Genomic DNA, 13,703 nt, shown 5'->3' with positions numbered 1-13,703 from the left:
TAAAGACTTGGCCGCCATCGACGCCTCCAGCCCGGTGCCGAAGTACGTGCAGCTCCGCGGTCTCCTCCTCGACCTGGTCGAGGAGTCCGCGCTCGGGGTCGACGCCCCCATGCCCTCGGAGCGGGAGCTGTGCCAGAGCTACGGCCTGTCCCGGATGACCGTCCGCCAGGCGGTGGACCAGCTGGTCGCCGAGGGCCGGCTGTACCGCGTCCCGGGCAAGGGCACCTTCGTCGCCCGCCCCAAGATCGACATGCCGCTGCGGCTGAGCTCCTCCTTCACCGCCGAGATGAAGGCGCGCGGCATGGTGCCCGGCTCGGTCGACCTGGACCAGCGCACCCTCCCGGCGAGCGGCCACGTGGCCAAGGGCCTCGGCCTGGCCCCCGGCGTCCCCGTGCACGTCATCGAGCGGCTGCGCACCGCCGACGGCACCCCCATGGCCCTGGAGCGCTGCCACATCCCCGCGTCACTGGCCCCCGACCTCCTGTCGGCACGCGGCCCCGGCCAGTCCCTCTACGACCTCCTGGAGCGCCGCTACGGCGTCGTCTTCGACTCCGGGGACCAGACCGTCGAGGCCGGCATCGCCACCCCCGGCGACGCCGACCTCCTCCACCTCCCCCACGGCAGCCCCGTCCTGCTCCTGAGCCGCCGCTCCTACCAGAACTCCACCTGCGCCGAGCTCACCGAGTCCGCCTACCGCGCCGACCGCTACCGGCTCCACACCAGCCTCGCCCACTCCCGCTGACCCCTCCCCCGGCCGCGGCATGGCGCGGAATTTACCGGGCGGCCCGTATCACCGTGCCGCCTCCGGGCCTCTGTCAGGTGCGCGCACAGGGCGCGCGCCTGAGAGGAGGACGCATGCCGCGTCTGCGAGTGGTACGGCTGGTCTCGGTCATGGACGTCACGGCCCGGGAGGACTGGACGCCCGAGACCGGGGGGAGCCTCGCCTTCAAGCCCTATCCGTGCGAGCAGCAGGCCAGGGGCGCCCCCGGCGGCGTCGAGCCCCTCGGGCCCGCCGCCGACCGGGTGATCTGGGTGGCCGCCGAGGTCTTCGCCGGCCGCCGCCCCGTCCAGCAGCTGGCCTCCCTGGCCACCGCCGAGCTGGCCGGGGCCCTCAACCGGCAGGCGTCCCGCCCCCGCGGCCGCCTCCCGATCCGCCCCGGCGCCCCCCGCATCCGCAACCGCCGCATCCAGGAGCCCCGCGACGGCGTCGCCGAGATCACCGCCACCGTCGTGATCGGCGGCCGCATCCAGCCCATCGCCCTGCGCCTCGTCCTCCTGCGCGGCCGCTGGAAGTGCGCCGCCATCGAGACCGTCGTCCCCTCCTGACCCCGCGCTCCGCAAAAGGCGAGCGGCGCCCGTCCCCCGAGGGGACGGGCGGCGCTCGGAATGCCGGGCCTGTCGGGCCTCAGCGGCGGCCGCCGTGGCAGCGCTTGTACTTCTTGCCGCTGCCGCAGGGGCAGGGGTCGTTGCGGGAGACCTCGGGCAGCGCCTCGGCCTCCTCGGTGTGGTGCTCCACCTCGCCCTGCTCGTCGGGGCCGGAGAAGTCGAGCTTCTTGGGCTCGGGCTTGTCCAGCGACGGGCCGCCGGCGGTGGCGGCCACGGCGACGGGAGCGGCGCCGACCTTGGCGGCGGGCTGCTCCTCGACCTCGACCTCCAGGTGGTAGAGGTAGCCGACCGACTCCTCCTTGATCGCCTCCATCATGGCGGCGAACATGTCGTAGCCCTCGCGCTGGTACTCCACCAGGGGGTCGCGCTGCGCCATGGCGCGCAGGCCGATGCCCTCCTGGAGGTAGTCCATCTCGTACAGGTGCTCGCGCCACTTGCGGTCCAGGACGGTCAGCACGACGCGGCGCTCCAGCTCGCGCATGACCTCCTCGCCGAGCTCGGCCTCGCGCTTGTCGTAGGCGGCCTGCGCGTCCTCGCGGATGCGGTCGGCGATGCCCTCGGCGCTGAGGTTCTGCACGTCGCCGCCGGCCTCCTCGACCACCTCGTCGACGGTGACGGAGACCGGGTAGAGCTGCTGGAAGGCCTTCCACAGCTTCTCGAGGTCCCACTCCTCGGCGAAGCCCTCGGCGGTGGCGCCGGCGACGTAGCCGTCGATCACCTCGTCGATCATGTGCCGGATCTGCTCGCGCAGGTCGGCGCCCTCCAGCACCCGGCGGCGCTCGGCGTAGATCACCTGGCGCTGGCGGTTGAGCACCTCGTCGTACTTCAGGACGTTCTTGCGGATCTCGAAGTTCTGCTGCTCGACCTGGTGCTGGGCCGACTTGATCGCCGAGGAGACGATCTTGGCCTCGATCGGCTGGTCGTCCGGGATGTTGAGCCGGTTCATGATCATCTCGACCCGGGCGGAGTTGAACAGCCGCATGAGGTCGTCCTCCAGCGACAGGTAGAACCGGGACTCGCCCGGGTCGCCCTGGCGGCCGGAGCGGCCGCGCAGCTGGTTGTCGATCCGGCGGGACTCGTGGCGCTCGGTGCCCAGCACGTACAGGCCGCCGGCCTCGGCGACGATCTCGTGCTCGCCCTTGACGTCCTCCTTGGCCTTCTCCAGCGCCTCGGCCCAGGCCTCCTCGTACTCCTCGGGCGTCTCCAGCGGGGACAGGCCGCGGCGGTGCAGTTCGAGGTCGGCGCGGAACTCGGGGTTGCCGCCCAGCATGATGTCGGTGCCGCGGCCGGCCATGTTGGTGGCCACGGTGACCGCGCCCTTGCGCCCGGCCTCGGCGACGATCGCCGACTCGCGCTCGTGGTGCTTGGCGTTGAGGACCTCGTGCGGGATGCCGCGGTTGCGCAGCATCTTGGAGAGCTTCTCGGACTTGGCGACCGAGGTGGTGCCGACCAGGACCGGCTGGCCCTTGGCGTGCCGCTCCTCGATGTCCTCCACGACCGCCTCGAACTTGGCGTCCTCGGTCTTGTAGACCACGTCGGCCACGTCCATGCGCTGCATGGGGCGGTTGGTGGGGATCGGGATGACGCCCAGCTTGTAGATCTTGTTGAACTCCGACGCCTCGGTCTGCGCGGTGCCGGTCATGCCGCCGAGCTTGGAGTACAGGCGGAAGTAGTTCTGGAGGGTGATCGTGGCGAGCGTCTGGTTCTCGTCCTTGATCGACACGCCCTCCTTGGCCTCGATGGCCTGGTGCATGCCCTCGTTGTAGCGGCGGCCGGCCAGGATGCGGCCGGTGAACTCGTCGACGATCAGGACCTCGCCGTTCATGACGACGTAGTCCTTGTCCTTCTTGTACAGCTCCTTGGCCTTGAGGGCGTTGTTCAGGAAGCCGACCAGCGGGGTGTTGACCGAGTCGTAGAGGTTGTCGATGCCGAGCCAGTCCTCGACCTTCTCCACGCCCGACTCCAGGATGCCCACGGTGCGCTTCTTCTCGTCGACCTGGTAGTCGCCGTCGTCGGACTCCTTGTCCGAGGCGCGCTTCAGCCGGGGCACGATCTTGGCGAACTCGCCGAACCACTTGGAGTTCTGGTCGCCGGGGCCGGAGATGATCAGCGGGGTCCGCGCCTCGTCGATGAGGATGGAGTCGACCTCGTCGACGACCGCGAAGTTGTGGCCGCGCTGGACGCACTCCTCCAGCGACCAGGCCATGTTGTCGCGCAGGTAGTCGAAGCCGAACTCGTTGTTCGTGCCGTAGGTGATGTCGGCGTTGTAGGCCTTGCGGCGCTCCTCCGGCTGCATGTTCGCCAGGATCACGCCGACCTCGAGGCCGAGGAACTGGTGCACGCGGCCCATCCACTCGGCGTCGCGCTTGGCCAGGTAGTCGTTGACCGTGATGACGTGCACGCCCTTGCCGGACAGCGCGTTGAGGTAGGCGGGGAGCACGCAGGTGAGGGTCTTGCCCTCACCGGTGCGCATCTCGGCGATGTTGCCCATGTGCAGCGCCGCGCCGCCCATGATCTGCACGTCGAAGTGGCGCTGGCCCAGCACCCGGCGCGCCGCCTCGCGGGCGGTGGCGAACGCCTCGGGCAGCAGGTCGTCCAGCGTCTCGCCGTCGGCCAGGCGCTCCCGGTAGGTGTCGGTGAGCGCGCGCAGCTCGGCGTCGCTCATCTCCGTGAAGTCGTCCTCGATGGAGTTCACCTGGTTGGCGATCCGCTTGAGCTTGCGCAGGACCTTGCCTTCGCCCGCGCGAAGAATCTTGTCGATGACAGCTGGCACTCTCGGAAGCTCCTTGCAGATCGGATAGCCGTACGCGGGCGGAACCCTTGTCGCGCATACCACTCTTAGCCTGTCCATCCTAGGCGAGGTCCAGGATGGTGCAGGTCACCCTCGCACGCAATTCCTTCCCGAGGTGAACGGACCGGCGTCGCGGCCGGTTCCCGCCACTTGCGCCGTCCTGACCGCATCCGGCCAGGACGGCGGGCGCGGTCACAGGCGTCCGGCGGCCTTCAGCGCCAGATAGGCGTCGGCCAGGGCCGGGGCCAGCGACTCCGGCGGCGCGTCCACCACCTCGACCCCGTACCGGCGCAGCTCGGCGGTGATCCGGCGCCGCTCGCCGCGCGCCCGCTCGGCCGCCGCCGCGTCGTAGACCGCGGCCAGGTCGCCGCGCGAGGCGGCCATCTCGGCCACCCGCGGGTCCGCGACCGCGGCGATCATCACCAGGTGGCGGGCGGTGAGCCGGGGCAGCAGCGGGATCAGCCCCTCCTCCAGCGCCGCGGCGTTCAGCTCGGTGAGCAGCACCACGAGGCTGCGCCGCCGGGCGCGGGCCAGCAGCGCCGAGACCATCCCGGCCGCGTCCGACTCGATCAGCTCCGGCTCCAGCGGCGCCATCGCCCGCACCATCGCCGGCAGCAGCCCGGTGCGCGGCGCGCCCTCGACCCGCGCCCGCTCCCGGCGGTCGTAGGCCAGCAGGTCCACCCGGTCCCCGGCCCGCGAGGCCAGCGCGCCCAGCAGCAGCGCCGCGTCCATCGAGCAGTCCAGGCGCGGGACGTCGCCGACCCGCCCCGCCGAGGTGCGGCCGGTGTCCAGGACGAGGAGGATGCGCCGGTCCCGCTCCGGCCGCCAGGTCCGCACGACCACGTCGCCGCGCCGGGCGGTGGCCCGCCAGTCGATCGAGCGCACGTCGTCGCCGGGGACGTACTCGCGCAGGGAGTCGAACTCCGTGCCCTGGCCGCGGATGAGCGCGACGTGCTGCCCCGTCAGCTCCCGGAGCCTGCGGAGCTTGGCGGGCAGGTGCCGCCGGGAGGGGAAGGCGGGCAGGACCCGCACCGTCCACGGCGCGGTCCGCGTCAGCTGCCGGGCGGCCAGCCCCAGCGGCCCGGTGGAGCGGATGGTCACCGACACCGACGACCTGTCGCCGCGCCGGGTGGGGGTCAGCGTCAGGTCGATCCGCCGGCGCTCCCCCGGCGGCAGCACGACCTCGGCGGTCCGCGGGGCGGCGCCCGCGCTCGGCGGCCAGGCGTCGCGCACGACCGCGCGCACCCGCCGCGTCCCGAGGTTCTCCACGATCAGCCCGACGGAGGCCGTCTCGCCCAGCCGCACGCTGGTGTCGCCCGAGCGGTGCAGCACCAGCTTCCGGACGTTCCCCGCCGTCACGAGGTCCGCCACCACGGCCGCCACGAGCACCAGGGCGATCGCGCCGATCACCCAGCCGTACGGGAAGACCAGCGGAAGCACCGCGGCCAGCAGCGCGAGCAGCCCCACCCGTCCCGTGAGCGCCATTACCGCGGCGTGGGGACGGTCGTCAGCACCCCTTCGAGCACCCCGTCCGTGGTGGCCCCCTCCAGCTCGGCCTCCGGACGGAGCTGGATGCGGTGGCGCAGGGTGGGCCGCGCCAGCGCCTTGACGTCGTCGGGGGTGACGTAGTCGCGTCCCGACAGCCACGCCCAGGCCCGCGAGGTGTTCAGCAGGGCCGTCGCGCCGCGCGGGGAGGCGCCCAGCTGCAGCGAGGGCGACTCCCGGGTGGCCCGGCACAGGTCGACGATGTAGGCGACGACCTTCTGGTCCACGTGCAGGTGGCGCACGGCCTCCCGGCCCGCGTCGAGGTCGGCGGCGCCGGCGACGGCGTTGACCGCCGAGAGGTCGCGGGGGTCGAAGCCCGCCGCGTGGCGCTGCACCACGCCGATCTCCTCGTCCCGGGTGGGCAGCGGCACCGTCAGCTTCACCAGGAACCTGTCGAGCTGCGCCTCGGGCAGCGGATAGGTGCCCTCGTACTCGACCGGGTTCTGGGTGGCGCAGACGACGAACGGGTCGGGCAGCGCGAACGGCCTGCCGTCCACCGACACCTGGCGCTCCTCCATCGCCTCCAGCAGCGAGGCCTGGGTCTTGGGGGGCGTGCGGTTGATCTCGTCGGCCAGCAGCAGGTTGGTGAAGACCGGCCCCCGCCGGAACTCGAACTCCGCCGACCTCGCGTCGTAGATCAGCGATCCCGTCACATCGCCCGGCATCAGGTCGGGCGTGAACTGCACCCGCTTGAAGTCCAGTTCCAGCGCCTGCGCCAGGGTGCGCACCAGGAGCGTCTTGGCCACGCCGGGCACGCCCTCCAGCAGCACGTGGCCCCGGCACAGCAGCGCGATCACCAGCCCGGTGACCACCGCGTCCTGGCCCACCACGGCCTTGGCGACCTCGCCTCGCAGCTCGCCGAGTGCACGTCTGGCGTCGGACGCGGGGGCGCCCGTGTCGATCACTGTCTCGTCGCTCATAGCAGTCGTTTCTCTAGGTCGTCCAGCAGATCGGTCAGGCGGACGAGCTCGGCGTCGTCCCCGGGATCGGGACCGTACAGCGCCCAGCCGGCGGTCTGCGCGTCCCATCCCGTGCGTGCTGTCACCAGGGCGGTGACCTGTTCGGCCTTGCCGGGGTCGGCGGCGGCGCTGCGCGGCAGGCCGAGCAGCGGCACGAAGCGCTCGCGCGCGGACTCGCGCAGGGCCAGCGCCGCGCGGTCGCGCGCCCGCGCCGCGCGGTAGAGGCGGGCGCGGCCCTCGACGGTCTCCGCCGAGCGCACGGCCACCGGGAGCCGCTCGGTCACGACCGGCCCCAGCCTGCGCATCCGCCACAGGGCCAGGAGGACGACCGCGATGAACACCTGCCAGAAGAAGAGGGGGACGCCGGGCGGGATCAGCTCGGTCAGGCTCGCGTCGCCGGTCTCGTCCTCGGTGGGCAGGTCGGGCATCAGCCACACGACCCCGCCGGGCCCGCCCAGCAGCTCCATCCCCAGCGCCGCGTTGCCCTCCTCGTCCAGCTCGTCGTTGGTGAGGGGGGTCCCCGAGCCCAGCACCGTGACGGGCTTGGACACCGACTCCCCGAGGGCGACCAGCCGGCCCCGGTTCCCCTCCGGGTCCCGGTAGCAGGTGACCGCCTGGTCGGGGGCGTCGTAGAGCTGGGAGTCCCCGAAGGCCACCGTTCCGGTGCCCTCCATCAGGGGGCAGCCGGGGACCGCGAAGTCCGCGGCCGCCGTCGTGGCCCGGGTGACGCCCGGCGCGAGCCGCTTCAGGGCGGCGTCGGTCGGCTCGATCAGCAGCAGCGTGCCGGGCATGGAGGCCAGCCGCCTCAGCTCCTCCTTGGTGAGCCGCTCGGACCGCACGACCACCACCGTGGTCGTGCGCGTGGCCGTCGACGCCGCCTCCCGCGCCGTGCGGGCCACGGTCACGGGCGTGCCGTTCTGGCGCACGATCTCGGCCAGGGCGCGGGTGCCGTTGCCGCCGGGGGACTCGGGGTCGAGGTAGCCGCCGGTCGGCTCGGGCCGGAGCGCCGCCAGCAGGACCGCGATCACGGCCAGGGCGAGGATCGGAAGGACGATGCCCCGCCAGCGCCGGACCCGCCGTCCGGCGACCTGCGCGGCGCTCTCCACGGGTGCCGCCGTCTGCGTCACACCGCCTCCAACGGCCGGGGACGGGCGTCCTGCACCGCCTGGTCCAGGTCTGTCAGCAGCCGGTAGCCCTCGGGGGTGCCGGGCCGGTCGCCGTACCAGACGTCGTAGAACACGCCCACGCCCGGCGCGAAGTCCACCGGCAGGAGCGCGGCGGCCTCGGCGGCCAGCTCCTGCGCGGTGCGGCCGGGCCGCGGGTCGAGGATCGCGCGCTCCTCCAGGTCGCGGGCGACCGCCCGCAGCCGCTCCCGGATCGCCTCGGCCCAGCGCCCCTCCGCGGCGTGCGCCTCGGCGGCCGCGCGGTGGTCCACCGAACGGCTCGGCACGTCCTCCAGCAGCGCCTTGCGGGACTTGACGTTGCCGCGCCCGCGCATCCACCACCACACCGCGGCGACCAGCACCACCGCCAGCAGGAGCAGCACGACCAGGGTGAACGAGCCGCCTCCCGAGCCGGGCCCGGCCTCCGGGGCGTCCGGCAGGATCTTCTTCACCCACTCCTTGATCTGGTCCAGGACGTCGTCGACGAAGGAGGGGCGGTCCCGGTGGTAGACGGGCTTGTCCAGCTCGTCCTCGGCCAGCCTGCGCGCGGTCTCCCGGTCGACCGGCTCGAAAGGGCTCATCGGGCTCCTCGGGTTCACGGGCGCGCCCACAGGGCGGTGAAGTCCTCGTCGGGCACCTCGGCGCGCTGCTGGAGCTCCAGGTCCAGGCCCTCCCGCCGGTGGCGGCGGTCCAGGTAGAGCAGCACGATCACCGCCGCCTCGAACGGGGCGGTGACCGTCCCGGAGGCGATCTTCCCGAGGGTCTCGACGGCGGTCGCGGCCACCGCCTGCCAGCCCTGGGGGTCGGTGCCGAAGAACAGCAGGCCGCCCACCAGGAACGGCACCTGCAGGATCAGCCCCATGAAAGTGGTGAGGACCGTGGTGAGCAGCAGGACCCCGAACGTCTTCCACCACTGCCCGCCGACCAGCCGCGCGGACGCCGCGAGGGCGGCGCGCGCGCCCCGGCGCTCCAGGACGACGGCGGGCGCGGCCAGCACGTACCGGGTGTAGAGCCAGACGCCGAGCACCAGCCCCAGCGGGAGGCCGAGGAGTCCCAGCAGCACGGCGGTCCCGCGCGGGCCCCCGGCGCCGGCGACCGCCACGAACGGCGCCAGCGCCAGCATGCCCAGCAGCGGCACGCCGAGGCCGAGCGCCGCCGCGACCGCGGCCAGGCCTTTCAGCCGGGGCCTGGAGTCCCCCCAGACGGCGCGGAAGTCGACACGCCGCCCGAAGAAGGAGCGCGCGATCACCGGCGCCAGCAGCCCGGCCAGCACCAGGACCACCAGCGCGGACGCCAGCGCGCCGAAGGCGGCCAGCGTCGCCTGCTCCCCCACCGAACGGAGCAGGAAGCCGGGGGTGTATTCGTCGGTGCCGCCGATGAAGAAGTAGCCGGTGACGGTCACCAGGATCTGGAGGACTGCCACCATCGCCGCCGCCGGCCCCAGCACCGCGCGCGGGAACCTGCGCAGCACGACCAGCGCGGCGTCCAGTGTCTCGGCCACACTGAGCGGCCGCAGCGGGATCTCCCCGCCGAGCAGTTCGGCCCGGTCGACTCGCACGGGGCCATCCTGCCATGTGTCCTTATATCCAGGAGATTCCCAACACCCGTCCCCCTCCCCAGGTGGTGCAAATATCGCGTGTCGTAGGCGAATCGGAACGCAGCGTACATGGCGTTACGGAGAGATCGCCGCTGTTTCCCCGATTAGGGACCCCGGCACTGGTAAAACGTGGGTAACCTGGCTCGACCGGCGATGATGGCCCCGAGGGAACCTCAGGGAACCCCGAGAGAACGGCGATGAGGGCGCATGAGAGGACGTGTACTGGTCGTCGACGACGACCTGGCGCTCGCTGAGATGCTCGGCATCGTGCTGCGCGGCGAAGGCTTCGAACCGTCGTTCGTGCACGACGGCGACAAGGCGCTGGAGGCGTTCCGGGAGACCCGGCCCGACCTCGTGCTGCTGGACCTGATGCTGCCCGGCGCCGACGGCATCGACGTGTGCCGCCAGATCCGCGCCGAGTCCGGCGTGCCGATCGTCATGCTGACCGCCAAGAGCGACACCGTGGACGTGGTGCTCGGCCTGGAGTCCGGCGCCGACGACTACGTGGTCAAGCCCTTCAAGCCGAAGGAACTGGTCGCCCGGGTGCGCGCCCGGCTGCGCCGCACCGACGAGCCCGCCCCCGAGACGCTGCAGATCGGCGACATCTCGATCGACGTGGCGGGGCACTCGGTCAAGCGCGGCGACAAGCACATCCCGCTGACCCCCCTGGAGTTCGACCTCCTGGTGGCGCTGGCCCGCAAGCCGCGCCAGGTCTTCACCCGCGAGGTCCTGCTCGAGCAGGTGTGGGGCTACCGGCACGCCGCCGACACCCGGCTGGTCAACGTGCACGTCCAGCGGCTCCGCGCCAAGATCGAGAAGGACCCGGAGCGGCCGGAGATCGTCGTCACCGTGCGAGGCGTGGGTTACAAGGCCGGTCCGGCCTAGCCAGAAGGAAGCCGACCCCCCATGAAGACCACCCTCCTGCGGCTGGTCCGCGGGTTGTGGCGCCGCTCCTCCCTGCGCTGGCGCAGATCCATCCAGGTCAGGGTGGTCACCACCACCCTGCTGCTGTCGACGGTCGTCGCGGTGGTCCTGGGCGTCTTCCTGATGCAGCAGATCACCACCGCGCTGCTGGAGAGCCGCGGCGAGTCGGCCGTCCAGCAGCTCAACGAGGGCCTGGGCATCCTCAAGCGCACCCAGGGCGACTCGGTGGCCGAGCGGGTCGCCAAGGAGCTGGCGGCGCGCAGCGGGCCGTCCGGGCGCTACGAGGTGTACCTGCGCGACACCCGGGAGGACACCAACGGGGGGCTGCCCACCAACGACCTCGATCCGGCGAGCGTCCCGCCGCAGCTCACCTCGGAGATCAACCGGGAGCCCGGCGCCAAGGTGTGGATCGGCAAGCTGATGCGCCAGTACCACGAGGACGAGGCGGCGCTGATCGCCGGCGCCCGGGACGGCCCGTACGAGCTGTACTACCTCTTCCCGCTCCAGCAGGAGCAGCGCACGCTCGTCTTCGTGCAGCGCACCATGGTCGGCGTCGGCGTGACGCTGGTGCTGCTGCTCGCGGCGATCGCCTCGATCGTGACGCGGCAGATCGTCGTCCCCGTGCGGCTGGCCGCCCAGTCCGCCGAGCGGCTGGCGGCGGGCCAGCTGGACGAGCGCATGAAGGTGCGCGGCGAGGACGACCTGGCCAAGCTCGGCCGCTCCTTCAACGACATGGCCACCACCCTGCAGGAGAAGATCTCCGAGCTGGAGGGCCTGTCCCAGGTGCAGAGGCAGTTCGTCTCCGACGTCTCGCACGAGCTGCGCACCCCGCTCACCACCATGAAGATCGCCGCGGACATGCTGTACGAGAACCGCGAGGACTTCCAGGCGATGGTGGCGCGCTCGGCCGAGCTGCTGCAGAGCCAGATGGAGCGGTTCGAGTCGCTGCTGGCCGACCTGCTGGAGATCAGCCGGCACGACGCGGGCGCGGCCACCCTGGACGCCGAGTCGGTGGACGTGCGCGAACTGGTGCTGACCGCCGTCGACGACGTGCAGGACGTGGCGGAGCGGCGCGGCACGAAGATCGTCCTCAAGCTGCCGGGCGAGGCGTGCATGGCCGAGGTGGACCGCCGCCGCGTCGCCCGCATCCTGCGCAACCTGCTGTTCAACGCCGTCGAGCACGGCGAGGGCAAGGACATCGTGGTCACCGTCGCCGCCGACCGCGACGCCGTCGCGCTGGCCGTCCGCGACCACGGCACCGGCCTGAAGGCGGGTGAGGCGCAGATGGTGTTCGACCGGTTCTGGCGGGCCGACCCGTCGCGGGCCCGCACCATCGGCGGCACCGGCCTCGGCCTGTCGATCTCCCGCGAGGACGCCCAGCTGCACGGCGGCTGGCTCCAGGCCTGGGGCGAGCCGGGCGTGGGCTCGCAGTTCCGGCTGTCGCTGCCCCGCAGCGCCGGGACGGAGCTGCGGGGCTCGCCGCTGCCGCTGGTCCCCGCCGACGTGGAGCTCAACCGGGCCGACCTGGCCGACCTCGCCGATCTGGAGGCCGCCGAGTGAAGCGCATCATCGCCGCGCTCCTGACCGTCTCCTGCCTCTCGGGCTGCGCGGGCATCCCGGCGGGCGGCTGGGTCACCGCGCAGGACAACGGCGAGCGCACCGAGGCCTTCGACGAGCCCTACGTCCGGGTCGTCCCGACCCGGCCCCAGGACGGCTGGTCCGCCGAGGAGCTCGTGCGCGGCTACCTCGTGGCGATGGCCAACTTCGACAACGACCGCGAGTCGCTGCGCGCCTACCTGGCCGAGGGCGAGACCTGGCGGCCCGAGGGCCGCCCCAAGGTGACGGTCCTGGACGACCCCGAGTTCTCCGAGCCCACCCTGCTGCCGCCCGTCACCGAGGAGGGCGACGAGGCGACGGTCCAGCTGTACGGCACCCGGCTCGGCCAGATCAGCTCCTCGGGCCAGTACGAGGCGCTCAACGAGCCCAACCACGAGGTGACCTTCGCCCTGCGGCGCGTCACGCCCGAGCGCTGGCGGATCGTCGGGCACCCCGACGAGCTGGTGCTCTACCGCAGCGACGTCGACCGGGTGTTCCGCACCACCAACCTGTACCACTTCGCGCCGGACCGGCAGTCCCTGGTGCCCGACTCGGTGTTCCTGCCGCTGCTCAACCGCCCGGACCTGCCCAGCCAGCTGGTGGAGTCGCTGCTGAGCAAGACCGTGCCGTGGCTGGGCGGCGCGGTGGTCTCCTCCTTCCCCCAGGGCACCCACCTGCTGGGCAGGGTGCGCCTGGACGAGGACGTCGCCACCGTCAACCTCAGCGAGGAGGCGGCGTCGGGCAACGTCGACCACATGTCGGCGCAGCTGCTGTGGACGCTGGGGCAGCTCACCGAGATCCGGGCGATGCGGCTGCAGATCGACGGCCGCACCCGGCGGACCAGCGACGGCCTGGACGTCCAGGAGAAGAAGCGCTGGGAGGAGCTCGGCCCGGACGCGCCGGGCAGGATCACCGGCGGGTCCCCGTACCTGCTGTCCGCCGACGGCCGGCTCGCCCTGCTGCAGGGCAGCGAGGCCGCCGTCGTGCCGGCGCTGCGCGGCCGCACCTTCCGGGACGCCGCGGTGGCGCTCAACGGGCAGCAGTTCGCCGGGGTCTCCGGCCAGGCGCTGTTCGTGGGCGACCTGAGCGGCGGCCAGATCCGGCAGGTCCTCGGGCCCGAGAAGGGCGCGACGCTGCTGCGGCCGTCCTGGGACCGGGCGGGGAACCTGTGGATCGTGCAGAACAAGGGCCGCTCCTCCACGCTGTGGCTGCTCCGGCCGGGCCAGGCCAAGGCGGTGAAGCTCCCTCCGCTGGCCGAGCTGCGGCCCGGCCAGCAGATCAAGGCGCTGCGCGTGGCGCGGGACGGGGTGCGCGTCGCCGCGCTGATCGGCGACGGCACCCAGACCGAGATCCAGATCGGCCGGATCGCGCCCGACGACTCCTCGGACGACACCTACTCGCTGGGCTTCCACTCCATCAACGCCGAGCTCGGCTCGCTGGTCGACCTGGCCTGGCGCGACGCCGACACCCTGGCGGTGCTGGGCACCGTCGGCGCCTCCACGAGCATCCTGCCCTACGAGGTGCCGATCAGCGGCGGCTCGATCCGGGCGATCGGCGGGAGCTTCGAGGGCACGCCGGTGAGCATCACCGCGGCGCCGGGCGAGGAGATCCTGCTGGGCATCGCGCCCGGCAAGGAGAGCCAGGCGTCGTCCACCTGCCTGCAGTCGTTCAACGAGGATCCCCGCTTCAGCACGTGGGACTGCAACATCAACGGCTTCTCCCCGGTGTACCCGGGCTGATCG

The 13,703-nt window shown here is 72.6% G+C and carries 11 protein-coding genes; 5 read left to right on the top strand and 6 right to left on the bottom strand.

The genetic code is table 11. The features are described 5' to 3' along the window. The first annotated feature begins 7 nt into the window (after window positions 1–7). Together ABD140_RS22255 and ABD140_RS22250 are read left to right on the top strand one after the other, a co-directional pair. Window positions 8–742, top strand: a complete 735-nt coding sequence (locus ABD140_RS22255; RefSeq protein ID WP_344242856.1) for a GntR family transcriptional regulator — start codon at window positions 8–10, stop codon at window positions 740–742. A 113-nt stretch (window positions 743–855) separates the two neighbouring features. Further along, entirely contained in the window at window positions 856–1,326 is a 471-nt protein-coding gene (locus ABD140_RS22250; protein WP_344242855.1) for an Rv3235 family protein, read from the top strand. Window positions 1,327–1,405: 79 nt separating this feature from the next. On the opposite strand, the gene secA is transcribed toward ABD140_RS22250, so the two are convergent. The 6 genes from secA to ABD140_RS22220 all read right to left on the bottom strand — a co-directional run bounded on the left by secA (window position 1,406) and on the right by ABD140_RS22220 (window position 9,402). After that, window positions 1,406–4,159, bottom strand: coding sequence for a preprotein translocase subunit SecA (gene secA, locus ABD140_RS22245; RefSeq protein ID WP_344242854.1), 2,754 nt, complete (start codon window positions 4,157–4,159; stop codon window positions 1,406–1,408). A gap of 210 nt (window positions 4,160–4,369) precedes the next feature. Further along, the gene (locus ABD140_RS22240; RefSeq protein WP_344242853.1) at window positions 4,370–5,662 is read right to left on the bottom strand and encodes a DUF58 domain-containing protein; all 1,293 of its coding nucleotides are present in this window, start codon (window positions 5,660–5,662) and stop codon (window positions 4,370–4,372) included. Next, window positions 5,662–6,642 (bottom strand): AAA family ATPase, encoded by a 981-nt coding sequence (locus tag ABD140_RS22235; RefSeq protein ID WP_344242852.1) that lies wholly within the window; start codon window positions 6,640–6,642, stop codon window positions 5,662–5,664. The genes ABD140_RS22240 and ABD140_RS22235 overlap by 1 nt, the downstream gene beginning before the upstream one ends. Continuing rightward, window positions 6,639–7,808, bottom strand: coding sequence for a DUF4350 domain-containing protein (locus ABD140_RS22230; RefSeq protein WP_344242851.1), 1,170 nt, complete (start codon window positions 7,806–7,808; stop codon window positions 6,639–6,641). The genes ABD140_RS22235 and ABD140_RS22230 overlap by 4 nt, the downstream gene beginning before the upstream one ends. Next, on the bottom strand, window positions 7,805–8,425 hold the full coding sequence (locus ABD140_RS22225) for a DUF4129 domain-containing protein (protein ID WP_344242850.1): 621 nt from the start codon (window positions 8,423–8,425) through the stop codon (window positions 7,805–7,807). Before ABD140_RS22225 ends, ABD140_RS22230 begins: the two co-directional genes overlap by 4 nt. Window positions 8,426–8,439: 14 nt before the next feature. Then, on the bottom strand, window positions 8,440–9,402 hold the full coding sequence (locus tag ABD140_RS22220; protein ID WP_344242849.1) for a glycerophosphoryl diester phosphodiesterase membrane domain-containing protein: 963 nt from the start codon (window positions 9,400–9,402) through the stop codon (window positions 8,440–8,442). 246 nt (window positions 9,403–9,648) lie between these two features. Here ABD140_RS22220 and mtrA point away from each other — a divergent pair, with 246 nt between their 5' ends. The 3 genes from mtrA to ABD140_RS22205 are packed head-to-tail and all read left to right on the top strand — an operon-like array spanning window position 9,649 to window position 13,700. Further along, window positions 9,649–10,326: an MtrAB system response regulator MtrA gene (mtrA, locus tag ABD140_RS22215; RefSeq protein WP_106397618.1), complete on the top strand. Its 678-nt coding sequence runs from the start codon at window positions 9,649–9,651 to the stop codon at window positions 10,324–10,326. A gap of 21 nt (window positions 10,327–10,347) precedes the next feature. Continuing rightward, on the top strand, window positions 10,348–11,925 hold the full coding sequence (mtrB, locus tag ABD140_RS22210) for an MtrAB system histidine kinase MtrB (RefSeq protein WP_344242848.1): 1,578 nt from the start codon (window positions 10,348–10,350) through the stop codon (window positions 11,923–11,925). Beyond that, the gene (locus tag ABD140_RS22205) at window positions 11,922–13,700 is read left to right on the top strand and encodes an LpqB family beta-propeller domain-containing protein (RefSeq protein WP_344242847.1); all 1,779 of its coding nucleotides are present in this window, start codon (window positions 11,922–11,924) and stop codon (window positions 13,698–13,700) included. The genes mtrB and ABD140_RS22205 overlap by 4 nt, the downstream gene beginning before the upstream one ends. The last annotated feature ends 3 nt before the right edge of the window (window positions 13,701–13,703 follow it).

Source organism: Actinocorallia libanotica (assembly GCF_039525175.1).
GTDB lineage: Bacteria > Actinomycetota > Actinomycetes > Streptosporangiales > Streptosporangiaceae > Actinocorallia > Actinocorallia libanotica.
This window is presented reverse-complemented; position numbering and strand designations above follow the sequence as displayed.